This is a genomic window from Mesorhizobium sp. M2A.F.Ca.ET.046.03.2.1 (assembly GCF_003952425.1).
In the GTDB taxonomy this organism is placed as follows: domain Bacteria; phylum Pseudomonadota; class Alphaproteobacteria; order Rhizobiales; family Rhizobiaceae; genus Mesorhizobium.
In genome coordinates, this window is sequence record NZ_CP034449.1 from 4,874,468 (window position 1) to 4,897,183 (window position 22,716).

Sequence of the window (22,716 nt, forward strand, 5' to 3'; positions counted from 1 at the left end):
AAGGAATTCGTTCACCGGGTTTTTTGAAACCTTATTTAGAACCCTGTGCCAAGATGATCCATGGGGATTTTCTCGGGCGGAAAACTCAAACAGTCATGACAGGTTCCATACTCATAGTCGATGACGATCCGGTGCAGCGCAGGCTGGTCGAGACCGCGCTGACCAAGTTCGGGCACACCGCGATCGTCACCGATAGCGGCGAGGCCGGCCTCGACGTGCTCGACGGGCCGAACGCGCGCGAGGTCTCCGTCGTCATTCTCGACCTTGTCATGCCCGGCCTAGGCGGCATCGGTGTGCTGAAGGCGATGCGCGAGCGCGGCATCAACATTCCCGTCATCGTGCAGACGGCGCAGGGGGGCATCGAGACGGTCGTTTCGGCGATGCGGCACGGCGCCTTCGACTTCGTCGTCAAGCCGGCGTCGCCCTACCGGCTGCAGACCGCGATCTCCAACGCGCTCAAGGTGGAAGCCGTCGAGGACGAGATGAAGCGCGCGTCGCGGCGACGCGGCGGCGGCCATCTCACCTTCAAGGACATGATCACGCGCAGCCCGGCAATGGACCGGGTGATCCGCCTCGGGCAGAAGGCGGCGGCGTCCAACATCCCGATCCTGATCGAGGGCGAATCCGGCGTCGGCAAGGAACTGGTGGCGCGCGCCATTCAGGGCAGCAGCGATCGCCGTTCGAAGCCGTTCGTCACCGTAAATTGCGGCGCCATCCCGGACAATCTCGTCGAATCGATCCTGTTCGGCCACGAGAAGGGGTCCTTCACCGGCGCTACCGAGAAGCATACGGGCAAATTCGTCGAGGCGAATTCCGGCACGCTGTTCCTCGACGAGATCGGCGATCTGCCGCTCGACGTCCAGGTCAAGCTGCTGCGCGCCGTGCAGGAGGGCGAGGTCGATCCGGTCGGCGGCCGCTCGACCGTCAAGGTCGACATCCGCCTGATCTCGGCCACGCACCGCAACCTTCTGCAGCAGGTCAAGGACGGCAAGTTCCGCGAGGACCTGTTCTACCGGCTGAACGTCTATCCGATCTTCGTGCCGCCGCTGCGCGACCGCCGCGACGACATTCCCTATCTGGTCCGGCACTTCATGGAAAAGGTCGCGCCGGCCGATCCGCGCCGGCGCCTTGCCGGCATATCGGCGCCAGCGCTTGCGATGCTGCAGGCCTATGACTGGCCGGGCAACATCCGCCAACTGGAGAATGCAGTCTTCCGCGCGTCGGTGCTTGCCGAGGGCGACGTGCTGACCGAGGAGGAGTTCCCGCAGATCCGGGCCCAGGTGGAAGGCACGGTCGATCTCGCAGCGGAAACGACATCCACCGTCGCCGAAACGGTCGAGGGTGCGTCCAATCCGGCGGATGAGGCGATTGCCGAGAAAATGGGGTCCGCCTTTGCCGACGGCGAGTCACCGGCGCGGCCGCAGCCGCGGTTCGGAACGCTTCGGGCGCTGGACGAGCGCGGCAATGTACGGGCGCTGGCCGATGTCGAGCTCGAGATGATCAAGCTGGCGATCGATCATTATAATGGCCAGATGAGCGAAGTCGCGCGCCGTTTGGGCATCGGCCGTTCAACCCTCTACCGCAAGTTGAAGGAATATGGCATTGATCCCGAAGCTGGTCGCGTGGACCGGCTTGCCTCGTGACAGGCAGGCCTCGAACAGCTTGCGCGCCTAAAATCCGAGTCAAATTGTCGCTTTTGACGTGAAAACGCAGGGTTTTCAGCGGTTGGCGTTGCCGAGGATCACGCATTAACGCTAACGGTAACAGATCGTGTTCTGGCCGGGGCCGGATTCTTGATCTAAACCAGCGGTTTACCACGAAATGCTGTGCATCATTTTTGACGGGATATCGCCACGGTGTTACCGCATTTCGGCTTCAATAAACGATGATTAACCATTAGGATCGATATTCGGATGTGAAAACGACGCATCCGTTTGGTCAAATCCGGGGACAAACGGCAGCCTGAAAGCCAGTTGATTTGAACAAAGTCGAACGACACACAAACGGGCGGCATTTTCACATGAGCGTCTGGCCGAGGTGGCTGACGTTTGTGATTTTGGCTGTCGGGTTTCTGTCCGCGGCAATGTCGGGCGCCAGGGCTGAGGTTCGTACGCTCAAGCTCTATCACCTGCACACGCACGAGAAGGCCGAGATCGTCTACAAGCGCAATGGCCGCTACGATCCGGAAGGCCTGCGCAAGATCAACATCATCCTGCGTGACTGGCGCCGCAACGAGCCGACGAAGATGGACCCGCGGCTGCTCGACCTCGTCTGGGAAGCTTATCGCGAAGCCGGCGCGACCGACTACATCCAGGTCGTCTGCGGCTATCGTTCGCCGTCGACCAACGCGATGCTGCGTTCGCGCAGCCGCGGCGTCGCCGAGAAAAGCCAGCACATGCTCGGCAAGGCGATGGACTTCTACATTCCCGGCGTGCCTTTGAAGAAGCTGCGCAACATTGGCCTCAAGATGCAGGGCGGCGGCGTCGGCTACTACCCGACCTCCGGCTCACCCTTCGTCCATATGGATGTCGGCAATGTGCGCCACTGGCCGGGCATCAGCCGCCAGGAACTGGTCAGCCTGTTCCCGAACGGCAAGACGCTGCATGTGCCGAGCGACGGGCGTCCGCTGCCTGGCTATGAGCAGGCGCTGGCCGCCTATCAGGCGCGCAAGGGCGCCGGCACCCCGAACATCGAACTGGCCAGCGCCGGCGGCTCGACCAAGCGGTCCGGCGGATTGCTTGCCGCCTTGTTCGGCGGTGGCGCCGACGAGGCCGATGACGCGGCCGATGAAAGCGCTCCGGCGCCTCAGCAGAAAGCCGTGAAGCAGGTTCAGGTCGCGAGCGCCGCGACGGCCCGCAACAGCAACCTCCCGGGTATCGCGATCGTTTCGCCGAAGGATGCCAAGCGCGCCAACGTCCCGCAGATCGCGGATGACAGCGCCGACGATCAGCAGCAGCCGCAGCAGGATACGCCCGAGACGATCATCGCGGCGCTGCCGCCCAAGGAAGTCCCGCTGCCCGACTTCGCGCCGCGTCCGAAGGTCGATGTCGGCCAGCAGGCGCCACAGAATGTGCCGTTTGCCGTGGCGGATGCCTCGGCGACGACCGAGCAGGTGGTTTCGACGGCGCAGACGCCCTTGCCTGACAAGGTTCCGTTCGGCGCCGCCAGCGCGGCCGAGGCCGCTGGCACCGATCCGGCGCAGGTGGCGGTCAACAACATCCCGCTTCCGACCTGGCGCCCAGATCGCTCGACGCCGGCCGAATTGGCGTCGAAGGATAAGAACGTGCTTCTGGCGCTGGCCGAAACGGCTTCGCAGGACAAGAGCGCGACCGACGCGTTCTCCGTGCTGCCGACCGCCCGGCCGCAGCCCGGCAAGCAGGATGAGGTCAAGGCCCTTCTCGAACAGGCCAACGCGACCGTCGAGGCTGGCGGCGCCGGCGCCGAATACCAGCTTGCGTCGCTGACGCAGCCGGAGCCGCGCTCGGCGTTCAACGATCCGTCGAGGGCCGATGCTGCCTCGCCACGCCAGGCCATCGCCGCCCTTCCGGCAGGCAGCGATCCCACGAATGCGATCGGCGCCGGCGTGAAGACGACGGCCAAGGAAGGCAGAGCGTCGTCGCGCGACCTCAAGCCGGGACCGAAGGCCGTGGTGGTGGCGGCAGCGCCGCAGGCCGCGCGCTGGGCGCTGGGCAGCGGCGTGAACATTGCTTCGGTTTCCGATCCGACGACGGCGCCGCGCTATGCCTACAACATCGTGCATACGCCACCGAGCGAAGTGTACACCGCCGGCTTCCAAACGAGTGGCGAGATGCAAGATGCCAGCCGTTTCAGCGGCAATGCGGTGAAGTTCCTCTCGGTCGCCCGTTTCCAGACGAAGTAGCCATTTGAGAGACACCGAAGAGAAGCCGCGCTGGACTTGAAGCGCGGCTTTTGTTTTTCATGTCGCGCCCAGACCGTCAGCCTCCCGCTTCGTCTAATGGTAGGACAGCGCCCTTTGAAGGCGTGAATCGTGGTTCGAATCCATGAGCGGGAACCAGTCATCGGTTGGCGTTATCTGGCATTGCGCAAGCTGCATCGGCTTGAACTTCCCGTGAGGAGGTGGGCGCCCAGCCGGCCGTATTTTAATGTTCAGTCGATTTCCAGCGCGGCCGCTTCGCCCATGGCCAGAAGCCGCGCGGCGTCACGCGCCGGAGGCAGCCCGAACTGGCGCGCATATTCGCGGCTGAACTGGGAGGCGCTTTCGTAGCCGACGGTGAAAGCAACCTGCGCCGCGCTGCCCGGTTGGGCAATCAGCAGATGGCGCGCTTCCAAAAGGCGGAGCTGCTTCTGATACTGGATCGGGCTCATCGCGGTCGCCGCCTTGAAATGGCGATGAAAGGCGGCGTTGCTCATATGCGAGAGCTCGGCCAGCTGCGTCACATCGATCGGCTCGTTGTAATGCGACCGGATCCAGGCGGTGGCGCGGCGGATCTGCGACAGGCGGCCATCGGCGCGCGCGAGCTGGCGCAGCTTTTCGCCCTGCGGGCCTTGCAAGAGCCTGAACGCGATCTCGCGTTCGAGCATGGGCGCGAGAACCGGAATCTCTTCCGGCCGATCGAGCAGCCGCAGCAGCCGTCGCCAGGCGTCGAGCAAGTCGTCATCGGCCGGGTTGGTGACGAAGCTGTCGCCGTCTATCGCCGGTCGATGGTCGATAAGCAGCCCGGCGATCAGCTCGATATCGATGGCGAAGGCGAGAGCCATGTAGGGACAGGCTCTGCTGGCTTCGATCAACTGGCTGGTGGCGGGCGCCTCCACCGCGTAGACGAAATAGCTGCCGGCGCTGTAGGCAAGCGTGCGGTCGCCGATCAGCACCGTTTTGGTCCCCTGCAGGACCAGAAGCGCGGTCGGCTGGCAGAGCTCGGGCAGCGGCGGCGTCGGAAGCTCGCTGCGGCCGATGGTGACGCGCGGAATGGCCGTCTTCGTCCGCCGCCCCCGCGCGTGGCGCCCGGCCATGGCGACCAATTCCTGCAATATGTCACTCATCTTTCCAGCATTGCCGATCCATCGCGGCCAAGCAACCAAGCGAGGCGCTGACGCGCCCGCGAAGACACGAACCTGAGAGGATTAGGCAAGAGGCTGAGAGCTTTTGGCGCGCGAAGCGAGCCGGTTCACGTCATCTCTGGGTCATCGAAGGAGACATGGACATGACGACGAGAAAGAACGCGCTGGTGACCGGCGCCAACAAGGGCATCGGTCGTGAGACCGTCCGGCGGCTGGCGGCACTGGATTACAAGGTGTGGCTCGGCGCGCGCGACGCCGAACGTGGCGAGACCGCGGCGCAGGCATTGCGTGATGAGGGGTTTGATGTCGAGTGGCTCGCGCTCGATGTCGCCATCGACGACAGCGTGGCGGCCGCGGCCAAGACTGTCGCAGCGCGGGCGCCCGGCCTGGATGTGCTGGTCAACAATGCCGGCATCGCACCCGGCTATGTCGAGGCGCTGGCCCCGGACGGTCGCTATCAGCCACCGCCGAGCCAGGAGCACATCGCGGACATGAAAGCTACCTATGACGTCAACGTCTTCGGGTCGGTGCGGGTCACCCAGGCATTCCTGCCGCTGCTCCTGGCATCTCCCGCCGCCCGCATCGTCATGGTGAGCAGCTATCTCGGATCGCTGGCGCGCGCGTCCGGCAACAGCCAGTCGCCCAACGTCATGGGTTATGGCAGCTCGAAGACCGCGCTCAACGCCATTTCGCTCGCCTTCGCCAGGGAACTTGCGCCGCACGGCATCATGGTCAATGCCGCCGCTCCCGGCTACACCGCGACGGACCTCAACGCCCACAGAGGCGGCCGCACGGTGCAGCAGGCGGTCGAGATCATCGTGCGGCTGGCGACGCTGGAGCCTGGTGGACCGACAGGCGGTTACTTCGATGAGAACGGCCCGCTGCCCTGGTAAGTTGATTACTTCTTGAGCTTGCTCGCGTCACGCGCCAGCGCTTCGATCTCGTCCCACTTGCCGGCCTTGATGAGATCGTCGGGCGCCACCCAGGAGCCGCCGACGCAGATGACGTTGGGCAGGCTCAGATAGTCGGCGGCGTTCTTGGCCATTATGCCGCCGGTCGGGCAGAATTTCACGTCCGCCAGCGGCGAGGCGAAAGCTTTCAGCGAAGCGATGCCGCCGGACTGCTCGGCCGGGAAGAACTTCAGGAAGCGCAGGCCGGCTTCGCGCGCGGCCATGATCTCGCCGGGCGTGATCGCGCCGGGCAGCAGCGGCACGGGGCTGTCCTTGGCCGCCTCGAGAAGCTGGCTGGTGATGCCGGGGCTGACGATGAATGTCGAGCCGGCGCGGGCTGCTTCTTCGAACTGCCTGGCATCGAGGATGGTGCCGGCGCCGACAATCGCGTCCTCGACCTCGGCCGCGACGCGTCGGATCGCTTCCAGCGCGTCGGCGGTGCGCAGTGTGATCTCGATGGCCCGCAACCCGCCGCGCGACAAAGCGCGAGCGAGCGGCACGGCATCGGCGACATTGGCGATCTTGAGCACCGGGATGACCGGCTGACCGTTGAGGAGCGACAGGAGCTTTTCGGTCTTGCTGGTCATGTGCTGGTCTCCGTTTCTATGTTTTAAACCGATTAGCAGAAGGGTCCGTCCAAGTCCACGAAGCCCGGCGTGTCGCGATGCCGCGCGGCGGATCGTGCGTCGCCTGAACTTCCTTTGCCTTGAAACCGCTTTGACCACAGTCTAGTGGCATGGCCATGACGACAACCAAGGAATTTCAGCCCATCCAGGTCGCCGCGCTTTACAAATTCGCGCGGCTCGACGGATACGAGGCCCTGCGCGCGCCGCTCGCCGCCTTCTGTTGCGGGCGCGGCATCAAGGGCACACTGCTTCTGGCGCATGAAGGCATCAATGGCACCGTTGCCGGCAGCGAGGAAGCGATTGCCGCGCTTGTGGACCATCTGCAGGCCATCGAAGGCCTTGCCGGGCTGGAAGTCAAATACAGCAGCGCCGCCGAGATGCCGTTCCACCGCATGAAGGTGCGGCTGAAGCGGGAGATCGTCACCATGGGCGTCGAGGATATCGATCCGGCAACCAGCGCCGGCACCTATGTCGCGCCGGCCAACTGGAATGCGCTGATCTCGGACGCCGACACCGTCGTCATCGACACGCGCAACGCCTATGAAGTCTCGCTCGGCACCTTCACGGGCGCGGTCGACCCGAGGACCTCCAGCTTCCGCGAGTTCCCGGCCTGGGTGGAAGAGCACCGTGAAGAGCTCGAAGGCCGCAAAGTGGCGATGTTCTGCACCGGCGGCATTCGCTGCGAGAAGGCGACAGCCTATGTGAAGTCGCTCGGCCTCAAGAACGTCTTCCATCTCAAGGGCGGTATCTTGAAATATCTCGAAGAGGTGCCGGCCGAAGAGAGCCTGTGGCAGGGCGAGTGTTTTGTGTTCGACGAGCGGGTGTCCGTCTCGCATGGCCTGACCGAGGGCGAGGCGGAGCTCTGCCGCGCCTGCCGGCATCCGCTGACGGTCGAGGACCGGCTGTCGCCGAAATACGCGACCGGCGTTTCATGCCCGCATTGTTTCGAAACGCGGTCCGATGCGGACCGCGAGCGCTACGCCGAACGCCACCGTCAGGTCGAACTTGCGCAGGCGCGCGGCGGCAAGCGCCATATCGGCAGCTAAAGCCTCACGCGCAAAACCTGCTCCGTCATTGTAATGTCAAACCGCGGGGCCTACCTGTTGCCGGTCCGAAACCATGCCCGCCCATTCGGCCGGGCCAATTCTGGAGGCATTGATGCTCGACCCCAAGAAGCTGCTCGACGACCTTCTCGGATCGCAGATTCCCGGCACGGGCTCGACCGTTCGCGACAAGGCGGGGCAGGCGGCGCAGATGGCGAAGGACAATCCGCTGGCTGCCGGAGCGCTTGCCGCCGTGCTGCTCGGCACCGGCACCGGACGGCAGGTGACGGGCGCGGCCATCAAGCTCGGCGGCCTGGCGGCGATCGGCGGCCTCGCCTACAAGGCCTATCAGAATTACAAGGCCGGCAACGAGCCGGCGCAGGCGCCCGCGTCCGGCGAGCCTGAACTGCTCCCGCCGCCGGCCGATACCGCTTTCGATCCTGCACAGGCACCGCAAGGCGAGGCCGAGTTCACGCTGACGCTGGTCCGAGCGATGATCTCGGCGGCGAAGGCCGATGGCCATATCGACGACGAAGAGCGCAAGAAGATCGCCGACAAGCTCAAGCTCGCCGGCATCGGCGCGGAAGCGGAAAAGTTCCTGCTTGCCGAGCTCGAAAGGCCACTCGATCTCGACACGCTGGTCGCCGGCGCCAAGACCGATGCGCAGAAGCTGGAACTCTACACCGCCTCGCGTCTGACCATCGATCCCGACACGCGCGCCGAGCGCGGCTATCTCGACCTGCTTGCCGGTCGGCTCGGCCTGCCGGATGCCCTGGTCGATCATGTCGAGGCGACTGTCTCGGCGGCAAAGGTGCCGGCCGGCAGCGCGCCTAGCTCGCCGTGGTGAACCATGTTGGTAAACGCCGCTGCGCACCGCCTTGCCGGTCGTTAATCCCTCGTTAACTCAGCAAGCGCATCATTCTAATCAGTCGGACCGGCTTTTCCTCCTCCCAAGCGCGGTTCAGATCGGGGCGGTCGCCAATGGCCGCCCTTTTTGTTGGCCTCTTGTTTGTCGCCAATAGCGGCTTGCCATGATCCCCGGCATTTGCGATGCCACGTCTTTCCGAGCATGACCGGGAGGACGACGATGACCGCCATAGCAGAGAAGACCGCCATCGTTACCGGAGCCGGCACCGGCATCGGCAAGAGCGTCGCCACCGCGCTGCTCCAGGCAGGCTGGAACACGGTGTTCTGCGGCCGGCGCAAGACGGTGCTGGAAGAGGCGATCGCCGATGCGGGCAAGACGCAAGCCAAGGCATTGGCAGTCGCCTGCGACATCAGCAAGGCGGCGGAAGTCGACGACATGTTCGAGACCGTGCTCGAGGCCTTCGGCCGCGTCGACCTGCTCTTCAACAATGCCGGCATGGGCTACAAGTCGACGCTGATCGACGAGATCCCGGTCGAGGTCTGGAACGATGTCGTCGGCGTCAACCTCACCGGCGCGTTCCTGTGCGCGCGCGCCGCCTTCGGCGCCATGCGGAGGCAGAAGCCGATGGGCGGCCGTATCATCAACAACGGCTCAGTGTCGGCCTATGCGCCGCGCCCGGGTTCCGTGCCCTATACGGCGACCAAGCACGCCATCACCGGTCTCACCAAGACGCTGGCGCTCGACGGCCGGCCCTTCGACATCGCCTGCGGCCAGATCGATATCGGCAATGCGCTGACCGAGATGGCGCAGCCGATGACGGTGGGCGTGCCGCAGGCCAATGGCTCGATCGCCGCCGAGGCGGTGATGGACGTGCAACGCGTCGCCGACGCGGTGCTGCATATGGCCAGCCTGCCGCTCGACGCCAACGTGCTGTTCATGACGGTGATGGCGACGAAGATGCCGTTTGTCGGGCGCGGATAAGCGCCTGACGGCTCACTTCTTTAGAAATGCCTCGATCCGCTCCAGCGCGCGCAGGATGTTCTCCTCGGAATTGGCGTAGGAAAGCCGGATATAGCCTTCGCCGAGCACGCCGAAATCGGGGCCGCCGATCAGCGCCACGCCGGCATCCTCCAGCAGCGCCGAGGCGAGCTTCTTGGCCTTCCAGCCGGTCTTCGACACGTTGGGGAAGGCGTAGAAGGCGCCCTTCGGCGTGATGCAGGAGATGCCGGGGAGCGCGTTCAGGCCCTCGACGACGATTTTCCTGCGGTTGTCGAAGGCGCGCATCATCTTCTCGACATCGTCCTGCGGACCGTCGATCGCGGCGATGCCGGCAAACTGGCTCGGCGCGTTGACGCAAGACCAGCAATTGACGGCCAGCTTGCGCACCTTGTCGTAGAGATGGGCGCCCTTGTCGCCGTTCGGCCAGATCGACCAGCCCATGCGCCAGCCGGTCATCGCCCAGGTCTTCGACCAGCCGTTGAGCACGATCAGCCTGTCGCGGATTTCGGGGAAGTTGAGCAGGGAGCAGTGCTTCTCGCCATCATAGGTCATGACGTCGTAGATCTCGTCGGACATGACGGCGACCTCAGGATGCTTGTCCAGGCCCTTGACCAGCTTCTCGATCTCGGCGCGCGGCGTGACGCCGCCGGTCGGATTGGCGGGTGAGTTGAGGATGAGCAGCCTGGTCCGGGGCGTGATCAGCGCCAGCGTCTCGTCGGCCGAGAAGGCAAAGCCGTTCTCCTCGCGGATCGGCACCGGCACCGGCGTGGCGCCGGTGAACTCGATCATCGAGCGGTAGATCGGAAAGCCGGGATCGGGGTAGAGGATCTCAGTACCCGGTTCGCCGAACATCAGGATCGCGGCGAACATGGTCGGCTTGCCGCCGGGCAGGATCATCACATTCTCAGGCGACACCTCGACGCCGGTGGTGGTCAGCGTGCGGCGCACGACGGCCTCGCGGGTGGCGAGCAGCCCGTTTGCCGGCGTGTAGCCGTGGTGGCCGTCGCGCAGCGCCTTGATCGCCGCCTCGACGATGTGCTGCGGCGTCTTGAAGTCGGGCTGGCCGATGCCGAGATTGATGATGTCGCGGCCCTGATGGGCAAGCGCGGTGGCCCTGGCCAGCACCGCGAAGGCATTTTCCTCGCCAAGGCGGTCGATGGCCGCGATCGTGTGGAGCATTTTTCCCGTCCCTGTGGTTCTTTCTGTGAGCGAGCGTTTTTGTGACCGTCCGCTGGGAAAAGTCAACGGATTGGAGTGGTCGGTGTCGGAAGATCTGAAGAATTGGCAGCCGCGCCCACGGCCGGAACGCAAGGCGATCGAGGGACGCACAGTCAGGCTCGAGCCGCTGAGCGCGGCAAAGCACGGCGACGGCCTCTACGAGGCCTCGTCGGTTTCGGATGTCGGCGGACGTTTCGCCTGGCTGCCCGACTACCCGCCGGAGACCCGCGCCGCCTTCCAGCCGTGGCTCGACAAGGCGGAAGCGAGCGAGGATCCGCTGTTCTTCACCGTCATCGACAAGGCGAGCGGCAAGATCGCCGGGCGCCAGACGCTGATGCGCATCGACGTCGCCAACGGCGTCGGGGAAATCGGCAACATCTACTGGGGTCCACTGATCTCGCGCAAGCCGGCGGCGACCGAGGCGCAGTTCATGTTTGCGAAATATCTCTTCGACGATCTCGGCTATCGCCGCTACGAGTGGAAGTGCAACAACCGCAACGAGCCCTCGAAGCGCGCTGCCGAGCGCTTCGGCTTCAAGTTCGAAGGCATCTTCCGCCAGCACCTTGTGGTCAAAGGTGAAAACCGCGATACGGCGTGGTATTCAATCATCGACAAGGAGTGGCCGGCCTTGCGCAAAGCCTATGAGGGCTGGCTCGATCCAGCGAATTTCGATGACGAAGGCGGCCAGAAGCGGCGGCTTGAGGATTTTCGCGCCGACTTCGGAGGGTAACAGGAGTTTGACGATGGCGCACGGTTCGCATGATCACGGTTCCGCCGGTCATAGCCACGGCGCTGGGCATGTGCATGGCTCGACCGACAAGAAACGGGTGCTGATCGCGGCCTGCCTGACCGGCGGCTTCATGGTCGCCGAGGCGCTCGGCGGGCTGCTCACCGGATCGCTGGCGCTGCTCGCGGACGCCGGCCATATGCTTGCCGATTCGATCGCGCTCGGTCTTGCCTGGTATGCCTTCCATCTCGCCGGACGCCCGGCCACCGGCCGTCTGACCTATGGCTTCGGCCGGGTGAAGACGCTGGTCGCCTACACCAACGGCATCGCCATCTTCGTCATCGCGCTCTGGATCGTCTACGAGGCCTGGGGGCGGCTGATGAACCCGGCGCCCGTGCTTGGCGGGCCGATGCTGGTGGTGGCGGTGGCAGGCCTGCTGGTCAACATCGCCTCCTTCTTCGTGCTGCATGGCGGCGACCGCGAGAGCCTGAACATGCGCGGCGCGATCCTGCATGTGCTGGGCGACCTGCTCGGCTCCACCGCGGCAATCGCGGCAGCCCTCATCATCCTGGCAACCGGCTGGACGCCGATCGATCCTGTCCTCTCCGTCCTAGTGTCGCTGCTCATCCTGTCGACGGCATGGTCGCTGATGCGCGAGGCGGCGCATGTCCTGCTCGAAGGCGTGCCGGCAAGCCTCGATCGCGATATGATCGCCAAGGACATCGAAGGCGCGGTCAAGGGCGTGCGCGAGGTGCATCATATGCATGTCTGGTCGCTCGACGGCACCTCCAACATGGCGACGCTGCATGCCTGCCTGAATGACGGCGTCGATCCGCATGTGGCGGTGAGCGCCATCAAGAAACGGCTTGCCGCCAAGCACGGCATCGATCATGCCACCGTCGAACCGGAATTCGGGCAATGCGCCGACAGTCATGACGAGCATGGCCATCACCATGATCGCGATCATACGCATGGCGCGCCTGCCGATCGCCGGCACTATCACTGATCAGGATTATGCCTAACAGCCTCGAAGCCAGGAAAGTCTGCTGATGGATCGTGACACACGCAACGCGGCGATTGCCGCGGCTGTGATACTGCTCGTGTTCGGTCTCGCCGCCTATTTCCTGCCGGCCATCATGCTGGCCGCGGGCAAGGTGTCGACGGTGCTGGCGGCCGTCATCGCGGTGGTCTTCATGGTCGGGCTGTTCGTCGTCCTATGGCTGCGCGGACGCAGCCAACGCAAGAAAGGTCTCTGAAGATGAGAATTCTGATCACGGGCGCGGCCGGCATGGTGGGCCGCAAGCTTATAGCGCGGCTGGCCAAGGACAGCGCCTTGCGCGGGCGCAAGATCACGGCGCTCGACCTGCATGACATCGTGGCGCCGCAGCCGCCGGCGCTCACAGGCGTCGATGTCTCGATCCACACCGGCGATCTATCCGCGCCCGGCGCCATGGCGGCCCTCGTGGCTCCGCGCCCGGACGTGATCTTCCACCTGGCGGGCATCGTCTCGGGCGAAGCGGAAGCCAATTTCGATCTCGGCTACCGGGTCAATCTCGACGGCACGCGCGCGCTGTTCGACGCGGTGCGGCTGGCGGCCTTCGCGCCGCGCCTCGTGTTCACCTCGTCGATCGCGGTCTTCGGCGCGCCCTTTCCGGATGTCATTCCGGACGAGTTCCATCCGACGCCGCTCACCTCATACGGCACGCAGAAGCAGATGAGCGAAGCGCTGCTCGCCGACTACACGCGGCGCGGCTTTTTCGACGGCATCGGCATCCGGCTGCCGACGATCTGCGTGCGCCCCGGCAAGCCGAACAAGGCAGCCTCCAGCTTTTTCTCAGGCATCATCCGCGAGCCGCTCGCCGGGCAGGAGGCGATCCTGCCGGTGCCGCGCTCAGTGCTGCACACCCATGCCAGCCCGCGCTCGGCGGTCAATTTCCTGATCCATGCGGCCGAAATCGACGGCGACAAGGTCGGACCGCGTCGCAACCTCACCATGCCCGGAGTCGCCGTCACCGTCGGCGAGCAGATCGAGGCGCTGGAGCGCATTGCCGGCGCCGAAGTCGCGAAGCGGATCCGCGAGCAACCCGACGAGACCATCTGGGCAATCGTCAAAGGCTGGCCGACACGGTTCGAGGCAAGGCGGGCGCGGGAGCTCGGCTTTGCCGCCGAGAAGAACTTCGACGAGATCATCCAAGCTCATATCGAAGATGAGCTCGGCAAAACGGTCGCTTAGGTGAACTCTAAGGGGTCACAGCTTTCCCGAGATAACCTTTACCCGCCTCTCTGCAATTAATTCGATCGTAGGGAGTGAAGGCGAAGGAACGCCCAGTCACCTGCGTTGTCAAAATGTCGTGGTGATGCCACCGTCCACGGCGATTGTCTGGCCAGTGACGAAGGAAGCCGCGTCGCTGGCGAGAAAAACCACGATGCCGGCGATCTCCTCCGGCTTTCCCCAGCGGCCGAGTGCCGTGCGTGTCTTCAGCCAGCGCGCCCAATCCGGATCCTCGGCGAGGCCGGCATTCACCTCGGTCGCGAAGGTTCCGGGGGCGACGGCGTTCACGGTGATCCCGTGGCCGCCGAGTTCGACGGCGAGCGCCCGGGTCAGGCCGTCGATACCGGCCTTGGCCGCGGGATAGGCGACGTCTCCGGCCCGGCCGAGTTGCGCGATGACGGAGGAAACATTGATGATCCGGCCCGGCGCGCCGCGGCGGATCAAGGCACGGGCGACCGTTTGGCTCATCGCATAGGCGGAAACCAGGTGGCCGTCGAGCATGGCGCCGAATTCCTCCGGCGACATGGCGTCGAAGCCGCGGCGATCGCGACGGCCGACATTGTTGACGAGGATGTCGATGTCGCCCAGCCCGGCAAGCGCCTGCTGCGCGGCGTCGCGCCGAGTGACGTCGAACGGCGCGCCATGCGCATCCAGGCCCTGGTCCCGCATTCCGGCGATGGCTGCCTCGAGCGTGGCGGGCTCGCGCCCGTTCAGGATCACGCGGGCGCCGGCTTCGGCCAGGCCGCGCGCCATCTCGAGCCCGAGCCCACGCACCGATCCTGTCACCAGGGCGGTTCGGCCGGCAAGCGAGAAGCTCATGCTGCACGCCATCGAATACCTCGACTGAAACGACCGTTTCAGTTAGGTATTACAGCGGGCATGAAAGGAGCGCAAGATGGCCGGGCATGAAGCAGTGACTGCCGAACCCTCCCTCCGCCGGGCGGAACTGCTCGATGCCAGCTATGCCTATGTGCTCGACCATGGTCTCAATGGATTGTCGTTGCGCCCGCTGGCGGCCGCCATTGGCTCCAGTCCCCGTGTGCTGCTCTATCTGTTCGGCAGTAAGGAGAAGCTGCTGCGCGAACTGCTGGTCCGGGCGCGCACCGAACAGATCGCGCAACTGACTGTCGCGCTCGCGGCCGAGGGCCGAAGCCATGGCCTCGAAGAAACGGCCGGGCGATTGTGGGCATGGATGTCCGCGCCCGAGCAACGTCCGATGGTCAGGCTCACCTATGAGGCGTTCCTGCTTTCTTTCAGCCATAAGCCCGGTCCGTGGGCGGGATTCGCGGCGGAAGCGGCCCAGGACTGGCTGGACCTGCTGATCGACACCCAGACGCAGCTCCCGCGAGCCGAGGCCGAGGCGCGGGCTACCCGTATACTCGCAACGATACGCGGCCTGCTGATCGACCTTCTGGCCAATGGCGATAATGAAAGAATTGCCGCCGCCGTGCGCATGGGCTGGCTCTGAGTTGGACCGGACGCCGCGCGAAGGCGCCCCCTCCATTATTGCGTTGCATACCGACAGCTGTTCCGCTCGCGCAACCGGATGACATCGAAGCTGTTCAGGCCATAGACGCGATTACCGCCAGTCCGGCGACCGCTTCGGGATCGGCCAGCCTGACATTGACGGCCGCGCGCGTCCTTCCTCCATCGTCGGCACTTCAGACGCCGCCCGACAGGCTGGCCGACAGAAGCAGCAAGCCGACGATGAAAATGAAGGCGGCGCCGCCGATCTCGACGATGGAATGGATATGGTTGCCGATGCGGCCGTCGCCGGCGAAGTAGACGGCCCAGTTCTTCGCCAGCACGGCGATCGTCGCCAGTGCCGAGACGGTGATCGCGGTGCCGATCGACATCGCCAGCACCGACAGCAGCCCGCCCAGCCACAGTCCGTTGAGCAGCGCGAAGCTCAGCACGATCAGCGCGCCGGAGCAGGGGCGGATGCCCACGGCGGCCACCGCCGACCAGGCGGTCTTCCAGTCGAAGCGGTCGCCTGACAGCATCGCCGGATCCGGCGCATGCGAATGGCCGCAGGTCTCGCAGACTTCGCCCGGGCCATGGTCGTGATGCTGATGTTCATGACTGTGACTGTGCGCGGCATGGTCGTGATGATGGAGATCGTGCGCGCCGTGATCATGGCTATGTGTATGGTCATGATCATGATCGTCATGCACGTGGAGGGCATGGGAATGCGCGGCGTGCGCGTGCGCATGAGCATGGCCGGCATGGGAATGCGCGTGAGCGTGGGAATGCGCGTGAGCGTGCGCGCGGGAGTGCCCGCCATGCGAATGGCCGGCATGGGCGGCCGACAGGCTGTAGGCGGGCGCTCTGCCGAACAGGCGCAGCGCCGATGGACCGAGCTTGCGCCAAAGCAGCCAGGCGCCGAACAAGGTGACCAGCACGAAGCTGGAGATTTCGAGGAACCAGGCGGCGTCGGTCATCGAGATGGCGGTGCCGCGCAGCACGAAATAGGCAAGCACCATGACGACCACCGCCGTCAGGCCCTGCAGCAGCGCCGAAACGAAGGAAAGCAGGATGCCGCGCCTCAGCGCCACTTCGTTTGCGACCATGTAGGAAGAGATCACCGCCTTGCCGTGGCCGGGGCCGGCGGCATGGAAGATGCCATAGGCGAAGGACAGGCCGATCAGCAGCCAGAGCTTGCTGCCGTCCTGACGCATCGCCTTCATGGCCGCCGCCAGCGAGTGATAGAATTCCTGCTGCCTGAGATTGATCCACATCAGGATATGGGCGAACGGACCTGTGGTGGTCGGCGCCATGCCGTCATTGGTGCCGATGCCGAGCGAGCTTTGCGCATGCGCGGCGCCGGGCAGGTGGGCGATCACCAATGTGGCGGCCAGCAGGCCAAGCGCCAAGCGGATATTCGTGGGATGCCCCACGAATATCCGCTTGGATTCCCTTGTCTGCCGCAGGTTCCGATCGCAAAACCGTGCGACACTTTTGCGGAACCTGCTTGCGCGTAACGACGGTTTCATCACCAAATCATCCTTCCGGCGGGCAGTCCAATTCGAGCTTGGTGGCGAAGATCTTGCTCATGTCCGTGCCTGTCGGATCGTTGAAGAACGCGTCCGTCAGGGTCTTCTGGTTTTCCTTGATCGCCTCGTCCGGATCCGGACGGATGACCTTCTTGGTGCAGGTCGAGGGCAGGCCTTCGACGGTCATGTTGGCGTCGTCGGTGAAGTCGATCGCGGTGTAGAAGGTCGGATCGTAGACACCGATGTCGACCTTGCCGGCAAGCTTGATCGGCGTCTTCGGCTGCGACTCGAACAGGATGATCAACTGATCGTTGTCGAAATTCGCCATCAGATGCGGCGGCGGCACCATGGGCACGTCCTTGCCGTCCTGGGTGACGAGCTGGAAGTAGTTGAACTCGGCCAGCGAGGAATGGACGGTGTCGGCCACTTCCTTGAGCTCTTTGTCGTCAAGCTTCAGATCGGAGTTCTTGTCGAACTCCATCATCACTGTACTCGAAAACAGGTCGTCGAAGCGCCAAAGGTGGCGCAGCGCCGTCACACTTTGGTGATCCTGGCTGAGGATGACGTCGAGCCGGGCTTCGGCGAAGACATGCGGATGGACTTCAGCCTGCTCTACCGAGGCCAATATGGCCGCAAGGGCCGAAGCCAGCATGGTTGCTTGCCGTTTCAGATGCATTCCGTGCCGCGATTCCATTGACTTAGAGCGGTTCTGCGTTCCACGCTGACCCGCTCTAATAATTTGTTTTGCGCAATTCCGGACGGAAAACCGCTACGCACTTTTCCTGGAATTGCTCTCGGGAGCGAGCCCAGAGTTAGCAGAAAGGGGGCGAAATTGGGACGCTCGCTCAGGCGCCCGTGTCGCGCGTCCTGAACCAGTGCACCAGGAAGTCGACGAAGACCCTCACCTTGGCCGGCAAATAGCGGCGGTGCGGGTAGACGGCGAAGATGCCGGTGCCGGCCAGGATGCGATCGTCGAGCGCGGTGACCAGCTTGCCGGACGCGAGGTCGGGGGCGGCGATGAAATCGGGCAGCATGGCAAAGCCCAGGCCGGAGAGCGCGGCGGCTCTCGCCACGATCGGGCTGTTGACCTCGATAGGCCCGGAAACGGCGACGCTGATGGATTCCTCGCCTTCGCCCTTGAAGCGCCAGTTGGCCAGCGAGCGGCCGTTGGTGTCGACGATGCAGGGCAGGTTTGCGAGATCCTGCGGGCGCGTCGGCGCGCCATGCTTGGCGATCAGCTCCGGCGACGCGCACAGCCTGACCGAGAACGGCGCCAGCCGCCTGGCGATCAGCGAGGAGTTCTCCAGCCGCGAGATGCGCACGGCAAGGTCAAAGCCTTCCTCGACAAGGTCGACGAAGCGGTCGTCGAGATGGATGTCGAGCACGATGTCGGGATGCTGCCTGGCGAAGTCGACCAGCGACTGACCGATCGGCGCGTCGGCGAAGGTGCGGGCGGCCGACAGCTTGATCCTGCCGCGGACGTCGCCGGAAGACTGGCGCACCGCCTCGGCAAGGCTGTCAACCTCGCGCACGATCTCCGAGGCGCGCTGATAATAGGTGTGGCCGGCCTCGGTCAGCGAGAACTGGCGCGTGGTGCGGTTCAAGAGCAGCGCGCCGAGCTCGTCCTCCAGCTCGCGCACATATTTCGACAACAGCGCCTTGGAGCGGCCGATCTTGCGCGCCGCGGCCGAAAAGCCCTCCGCCTCGACCACGTCGATGAAGGCGCGCATGCGGGTCAATGTATCCATGGTCAGACCTTTCGTGCCGCGTCGAGAATCTTGCGGCCGAGCCGTATCAGGGCAACGTCGCTGCCGGAAGGCCCAAGCAGCGACAGGCCGAAGGGCGCGCCGTCGACGGAGCCGATCGGCAAGGTGATCTGCGGAAAGCCCGAAAGACCCGAAAGGCATAAGAGATGCAGCGCCCTTTCGCGGTAGGCCTGGAACTGTTCCGGGGTGCTGGCGGCGAGCGGCGCCGCGCCGGGAACGGTGGGCAGGACGAGAAAGCCGTCATTGCCAAGCAGGGCGCCGAGCTCGGCCCGGAAAGCCAGCCGCCGCGCCGCTTCGGCGGCGGCAGTTTTGGCATCTATGGTGCGGCCGAAGGCAAAACGCTCCTCGACGCCCGGGCTGAGGCGACCGCCGGCCGAGATCCACGGGCCATGCTCGCGCCAGGCCTCGAAGGCCTGCAGGCGGCGAAAGCACCAGTAAAGCTCGTCGGGGAATGAAGCGAAGGCGTATTCGGTTTCCACGGGCTGGCCTATGACAGCGGCGGCCAGCGCCTTCATGCGCGCATATTGCGCGGCCTCCGCCGGACCCATGACGAAGGCGTCCAGCCAGCGGATCGAGAGCGGGCGGTTGAGCGGGTGCTGATGCAGGTCGCGGCCGAGCAGCAGCTTGCCGACCGTCTCATAGGTCTCGATGTCGTCGGCGAACCAGCCGAACGTGTCGAAGCTCGATGCCAGCTTCATCGCCCCGTCGAGCGAAATGCGGCCATGGGTGGTGCGTAGCCCGATCAGGCCGCAGAAGCTCGCCGGCGCGCGGATCGAGCCGCCGGTGTCGGAGCCGGTGGCGATGTTCGCCAGCCCGCCGGCAACCGCGGCCGCCGAGCCGGAAGAGGAGCCGCCGGTGACGCGATCGGGCGCGGCGGGATTGACCGGGTATGGGAAATGCGCGTTCTGGCCGAACAGCGAGAAGGCCAGCTCGTCGGTCTGGGTCTTGCCGACGAATCGCGCGCCGGCGTCGAGGATGGCCTGCACCGCTTGCGCCGTGCGCGAGGCGGCATGCGCCTCCTCGTATTTTTGCGGGTTGCCGCAGCCGGTGCGGTAGCCGGCGACGTCATAGATGTCCTTGACGGCCAGGCGCAGGCCGGCGAGCGGGCCCAATTCCGCATCCTCCACAGGCATTTGGCGCAGATTGAGGAAGGCGTTCAGCGGTCCTTGAGTTCCTGGCATCGTTCGATTTCCGGATACAGTCGGACCAACATTGTTCGATGCCAGAAATTTTACAACCTGGGCTTACGATTTTTGTTGATTGTGAAACCCTTCGCTCCTATATCGCGCTTGCCCAAAGTCGCACGTGCCTGTGGGTGTCCGCCGATCCTCGAATGGTGAGGGCAATCGGTAAGGTAACTGGAGCCAACCCCTCCAGTCGGTCAGTGGCCAACCACAAGACCGAGGACACCTTGAAGCAACGACGGTGCGGGCCTTTCTGGTTCTCTTCCGGTTGTCCAAAGACCGGGGTTACTAAAGAGGCACACCTTCATTGCCGGCAGTGCGGACGGGGCTCTCCCATCCAAGCCAAGGCAGACAAAGCGAACCGAGGCCGGGCAAGGCCAAGGTTCATCGCCGCGAGACGGCATTTCATGGTTCCGGGGTCTCCACCGGCTGGTTCCATGGATTTGACGTCCCGCCTTTGTTTGACCGCGAGTTCGCGAGGCTGAGCGCCCGCGTTCCGCAGCCTTTGTGCGCGCCGAAAGGCGTTATGGAGAGACCCCGATGGCCACCCAGCGCATCCTTGACTTCCTCGCCACCCGACGTCCGAACGGTCCCTGCCTCGTCGTCGACCTCGATGTCGTGCGCGACAATTTCCGCGCCTTCGAGAAGGCGCTGCCCGATTCCAAGATCTATTATGCGGTGAAAGCAAACCCGGCGCCGGAGATACTGCGCCTCCTTGCTGCGATGGGCTCGTCCTTCGACACCGCATCGGTTGCCGAGGTCGAGATGGCGATGGATGCCGGCGCGCCGGCCGATCGCATTTCCTTCGGCAACACCATCAAGAAGGAGCGTGACATCGCACGCGCCTACCAGCTCGGCATTCGCCTCTACGCCGTGGACTGCGTGGAGGAGGTGGAGAAGATCGCCCGCGTCGCCCCCGGCTCGCGCGTGTTCTGTCGCGTGCTGACCGACGGCGAGGGCGCCGAGTGGCCGCTGTCGCGCAAGTTCGGCTGCGTGCCCGCGATGGCCGTCGACGTGCTGCGCCATGCCAAGGGCCTCGGCCTCGACGCCTATGGCGTGTCGTTCCATGTCGGCTCGCAGCAGACCGACCTGTCGGCCTGGGACCGCGCGCTGGGCGACGCCAAGAAGGTGTTCGCGACGCTCGCCGAGGAAGGCATCGTGCTCAAGATGGTCAATATGGGCGGCGGCTTCCCGACCCGTTACTTGAAGGACGTACCAGTGGCCCAGGCCTACGGCCAGGCGATCTTCTCGGCGCTGCGCAAGCATTTCGGCAATGCGCTGCCCGAGACGATCATCGAGCCGGGCCGCGGCATGGTCGGCAATGCCGGCGTCATCAAGTCGGAAGTCGTGCTGATCTCCAAGAAGGCCGACAATGACAATGTGCGCTGGGTGTTCCTCGACATCGGCAAGTTCGGCGGTCTCGCCGAGACGATGGACGAGGCGATCCGCTATCCGCTGGTCACCCGCCATGACGGCTCGGAGACCGCGCCTTGCGTGCTCGCCGGCCCGACCTGCGATTCGGCCGACGTGATGTATGAGAAGACGCCTTATCCGCTGCCCTTGTCGCTGACCATCGGCGACGAGGTGCTGATCGAAGGCACCGGGGCCTACACGACCACCTACTCGGCGGTCGCCTTCAACGGCTTCGAGCCTCTCCGATCCTACGTGATCTGAGCCGTTCGCAAGAACCGCTCAGATCGACCGGCGCGGGCGCCTGTCGCCCGCCCAGGCTCGCTTGTGGAACAGATCTCCGCTCGTGAAGGATCGCGGATATGGAATACCTGATCAAATCGGCCATCGCGGCCACCGAAATTGCCCCCTCGTCCGGACCGTCGGATGAGCTTTTCTCCGCGGGGGAGAAGAGCCCGATTGCGGCAGTGCTTCGTGGCGCATTTTCTTACGGCGAACCGGTTTCCACTTCGCCTGAAAATGCGCTGGCGCCCTCCCTTGCCCTGCGGGCACAGGCTGGCTCGCGCGGCGCGCCGGACGAGGGGGCCGTCGAGGCGCCTGCCTTCGTCATCGTCGGCGAAAGCGCGGCCGACACCACGGCGCGCGAAGCGCTGCTCGACCGCGCCATGGGGCCGAAGCGCAAGAAGAAGTCGTCCGAAAAGCTGCGGCGCGGCCGCCGGCCCTCGGAGGGACTGGCCTTCGTCGCCCGCGATGCGTCGGGCGTGGTCGTCGGCACGGTGCGGCTTTGGGATGTGAGGCTGGGCGAGGGCGGTCCGGCAGCGCTTCTGCTTGGCCCGCTGGCGGTCGAGCCTGGCTTGAAGAGCGGCGGCATCGGCTCGGCGCTGATGCGGCATGCGATCGCCGAGGCCGCGCGGCTCGGCCATGGCGCGATCCTGCTCGTCGGCGATGCGCCCTATTACGGACGGTTCGGCTTCTCGGCCGACCGCACCGGAACGCTTGCCATGCCTGGCCCCTACGAGCGGCACCGGCTTCTGGCATTGGAGCTGAAGGACGGCACGCTGGATGGCGTCAAGGGCACGATCAAGGCCGCCGGCCGCAAGATCAAGGGGCAGGCGCCGGGCTTTGTCGCCTGACGCCTACTATTCGACAGAAACAAGGCCGCCCGATGGGCGGCCTTGTTTCTTGCGAACGATCAGCCGAGCAGCTGGCTGAGCGCCATGGCGACCGTCATGTCGCCTTCGACCTTTAGCTTGCCGGCCATGAAGGCCATGGTCGGGTTGAGGTCGCCGGCGATCAGCGAATCCAGATCGTCGAGCGACAGCTTCACGGTGCAGTCGGTCGGCGCATCGGTGGTCGAGACGGTCGCACCGTCGATGACGATGACGCCGTCGCCGCCGGTGTCGAACTTGACCGAATGCTCGAAGCCCGCGCTTGCCACGCGCGACCTGATCTTGTCGGCAATCTCCTGAACGCCCATGGCTGTTCTCCTCGTTGGTTGCGTTGACGCGCACCGGCGCTTGGCCGCTGGGCGAGGTAGATGCGCCGCGCCTGCGCGGTCGCCTGTCACCGCGCATATAGCTTCGAGTTGACGTAAACGTCAACGCGGTCACCATGCGTCAT

At 64.8% G+C, this 22,716-nt stretch carries 22 protein-coding genes and 1 tRNA gene; 14 read left to right on the forward strand and 9 right to left on the reverse strand.

The window, feature by feature from the left end:
* The first annotated feature begins 95 nt into the window (after nucleotides 1-95).
* The 3 genes from EJ072_RS23240 to EJ072_RS23250 all read left to right on the forward strand — a co-directional run bounded on the left by EJ072_RS23240 (nucleotide 96) and on the right by EJ072_RS23250 (nucleotide 4,036).
* Nucleotides 96-1,643, forward strand: coding sequence for a sigma-54 dependent transcriptional regulator (locus EJ072_RS23240; protein WP_126081478.1), 1,548 nt, complete (start codon nucleotides 96-98; stop codon nucleotides 1,641-1,643).
* 377 nt (nucleotides 1,644-2,020) lie between these two features.
* Nucleotides 2,021-3,880, forward strand: coding sequence for a DUF882 domain-containing protein (locus EJ072_RS23245; RefSeq protein ID WP_126081479.1), 1,860 nt, complete (start codon nucleotides 2,021-2,023; stop codon nucleotides 3,878-3,880).
* A gap of 82 nt (nucleotides 3,881-3,962) precedes the next feature.
* Nucleotides 3,963-4,036 (forward strand) — tRNA-Gln (locus EJ072_RS23250).
* Nucleotides 4,037-4,128: 92 nt separating this feature from the next.
* Here EJ072_RS23250 and EJ072_RS23255 read toward each other — a convergent pair.
* Nucleotides 4,129-5,022 (reverse strand): AraC family transcriptional regulator, encoded by an 894-nt coding sequence (locus tag EJ072_RS23255; RefSeq protein ID WP_126081480.1) that lies wholly within the window; start codon nucleotides 5,020-5,022, stop codon nucleotides 4,129-4,131.
* Between the two features lie 161 nt (nucleotides 5,023-5,183).
* On the opposite strand from EJ072_RS23255, the gene EJ072_RS23260 reads away from it, so the two are divergent.
* On the forward strand, nucleotides 5,184-5,933 hold the full coding sequence (locus tag EJ072_RS23260) for an SDR family oxidoreductase (RefSeq protein WP_126081481.1): 750 nt from the start codon (nucleotides 5,184-5,186) through the stop codon (nucleotides 5,931-5,933).
* 5 nt (nucleotides 5,934-5,938) lie between these two features.
* Here EJ072_RS23260 and EJ072_RS23265 read toward each other — a convergent pair whose 3' ends face one another.
* Nucleotides 5,939-6,577 (reverse strand): 2-dehydro-3-deoxy-phosphogluconate aldolase, encoded by a 639-nt coding sequence (locus tag EJ072_RS23265; protein ID WP_126081482.1) that lies wholly within the window; start codon nucleotides 6,575-6,577, stop codon nucleotides 5,939-5,941.
* 155 nt (nucleotides 6,578-6,732) lie between these two features.
* Here EJ072_RS23265 and EJ072_RS23270 point away from each other — a divergent pair, with 155 nt between their 5' ends.
* The 3 genes from EJ072_RS23270 to EJ072_RS23280 all read left to right on the forward strand — a co-directional run bounded on the left by EJ072_RS23270 (nucleotide 6,733) and on the right by EJ072_RS23280 (nucleotide 9,508).
* The gene (locus EJ072_RS23270; RefSeq protein WP_126081483.1) at nucleotides 6,733-7,662 is read left to right on the forward strand and encodes a rhodanese-related sulfurtransferase; all 930 of its coding nucleotides are present in this window, start codon (nucleotides 6,733-6,735) and stop codon (nucleotides 7,660-7,662) included.
* Nucleotides 7,663-7,774: 112 nt separating this feature from the next.
* Nucleotides 7,775-8,506: a tellurite resistance TerB family protein gene (locus EJ072_RS23275; RefSeq protein WP_126081484.1), complete on the forward strand. Its 732-nt coding sequence runs from the start codon at nucleotides 7,775-7,777 to the stop codon at nucleotides 8,504-8,506.
* 240 nt (nucleotides 8,507-8,746) lie between these two features.
* Nucleotides 8,747-9,508, forward strand: a complete 762-nt coding sequence (locus EJ072_RS23280) for an SDR family oxidoreductase (protein WP_126081485.1) — start codon at nucleotides 8,747-8,749, stop codon at nucleotides 9,506-9,508.
* Between the two features lie 12 nt (nucleotides 9,509-9,520).
* Here EJ072_RS23280 and EJ072_RS23285 read toward each other — a convergent pair whose 3' ends face one another.
* Nucleotides 9,521-10,705 (reverse strand): pyridoxal phosphate-dependent aminotransferase, encoded by a 1,185-nt coding sequence (locus EJ072_RS23285; RefSeq protein WP_126081486.1) that lies wholly within the window; start codon nucleotides 10,703-10,705, stop codon nucleotides 9,521-9,523.
* Nucleotides 10,706-10,787: 82 nt separating this feature from the next.
* On the opposite strand from EJ072_RS23285, the gene EJ072_RS23290 reads away from it, so the two are divergent.
* From EJ072_RS23290 to denD, 4 genes are read left to right on the forward strand one after another with little or no spacing between them, the layout of a single operon-like run.
* Nucleotides 10,788-11,474, forward strand: a complete 687-nt coding sequence (locus tag EJ072_RS23290; RefSeq protein WP_126081487.1) for a GNAT family protein — start codon at nucleotides 10,788-10,790, stop codon at nucleotides 11,472-11,474.
* A 13-nt stretch (nucleotides 11,475-11,487) separates the two neighbouring features.
* Nucleotides 11,488-12,477: a cation diffusion facilitator family transporter gene (locus tag EJ072_RS23295; protein WP_126081488.1), complete on the forward strand. Its 990-nt coding sequence runs from the start codon at nucleotides 11,488-11,490 to the stop codon at nucleotides 12,475-12,477.
* Between the two features lie 43 nt (nucleotides 12,478-12,520).
* The gene (locus EJ072_RS23300) at nucleotides 12,521-12,727 is read left to right on the forward strand and encodes a hypothetical protein (RefSeq protein WP_126059583.1); all 207 of its coding nucleotides are present in this window, start codon (nucleotides 12,521-12,523) and stop codon (nucleotides 12,725-12,727) included.
* A gap of 2 nt (nucleotides 12,728-12,729) precedes the next feature.
* Nucleotides 12,730-13,704: a D-erythronate dehydrogenase gene (gene denD, locus EJ072_RS23305; protein WP_126081489.1), complete on the forward strand. Its 975-nt coding sequence runs from the start codon at nucleotides 12,730-12,732 to the stop codon at nucleotides 13,702-13,704.
* Nucleotides 13,705-13,812: 108 nt separating this feature from the next.
* On the opposite strand, the gene EJ072_RS23310 is transcribed toward denD, so the two are convergent.
* Entirely contained in the window at nucleotides 13,813-14,562 is a 750-nt protein-coding gene (locus EJ072_RS23310) for an SDR family oxidoreductase (protein ID WP_210211606.1), read from the reverse strand.
* Between the two features lie 76 nt (nucleotides 14,563-14,638).
* Here EJ072_RS23310 and EJ072_RS23315 point away from each other — a divergent pair, with 76 nt between their 5' ends.
* On the forward strand, nucleotides 14,639-15,211 hold the full coding sequence (locus EJ072_RS23315) for a TetR family transcriptional regulator (RefSeq protein WP_126081491.1): 573 nt from the start codon (nucleotides 14,639-14,641) through the stop codon (nucleotides 15,209-15,211).
* Nucleotides 15,212-15,404: 193 nt separating this feature from the next.
* On the opposite strand, the gene EJ072_RS23320 is transcribed toward EJ072_RS23315, so the two are convergent.
* The 4 genes from EJ072_RS23320 to EJ072_RS23335 form a co-directional block, all read right to left on the reverse strand.
* Nucleotides 15,405-16,640, reverse strand: a complete 1,236-nt coding sequence (locus EJ072_RS23320; RefSeq protein WP_245466957.1) for a nickel/cobalt transporter — start codon at nucleotides 16,638-16,640, stop codon at nucleotides 15,405-15,407.
* A gap of 103 nt (nucleotides 16,641-16,743) precedes the next feature.
* Entirely contained in the window at nucleotides 16,744-17,412 is a 669-nt protein-coding gene (locus EJ072_RS23325; RefSeq protein WP_126081493.1) for a DUF1007 family protein, read from the reverse strand.
* Between the two features lie 169 nt (nucleotides 17,413-17,581).
* On the reverse strand, nucleotides 17,582-18,484 hold the full coding sequence (locus EJ072_RS23330; protein WP_042640557.1) for a LysR family transcriptional regulator: 903 nt from the start codon (nucleotides 18,482-18,484) through the stop codon (nucleotides 17,582-17,584).
* A 2-nt stretch (nucleotides 18,485-18,486) separates the two neighbouring features.
* Complete coding sequence (locus tag EJ072_RS23335; RefSeq protein ID WP_126081494.1) at nucleotides 18,487-19,683, reverse strand: amidase; 1,197 nt, start codon at nucleotides 19,681-19,683, stop codon at nucleotides 18,487-18,489.
* Between the two features lie 543 nt (nucleotides 19,684-20,226).
* On the opposite strand from EJ072_RS23335, the gene odc2 reads away from it, so the two are divergent.
* A complete protein-coding gene (gene odc2 / locus EJ072_RS23340; protein WP_126081495.1) occupies nucleotides 20,227-21,360 on the forward strand; it encodes an ornithine/lysine decarboxylase in 1,134 nt (377 codons plus the stop codon).
* A gap of 344 nt (nucleotides 21,361-21,704) precedes the next feature.
* On the forward strand, nucleotides 21,705-22,229 hold the full coding sequence (locus tag EJ072_RS23345) for an N-acetyltransferase (RefSeq protein WP_245463442.1): 525 nt from the start codon (nucleotides 21,705-21,707) through the stop codon (nucleotides 22,227-22,229).
* A gap of 59 nt (nucleotides 22,230-22,288) precedes the next feature.
* Here EJ072_RS23345 and EJ072_RS23350 read toward each other — a convergent pair whose 3' ends face one another.
* Nucleotides 22,289-22,573: an SCP2 sterol-binding domain-containing protein gene (locus tag EJ072_RS23350; protein ID WP_126081496.1), complete on the reverse strand. Its 285-nt coding sequence runs from the start codon at nucleotides 22,571-22,573 to the stop codon at nucleotides 22,289-22,291.
* Nucleotides 22,574-22,716: the final 143 nt, after the last annotated feature.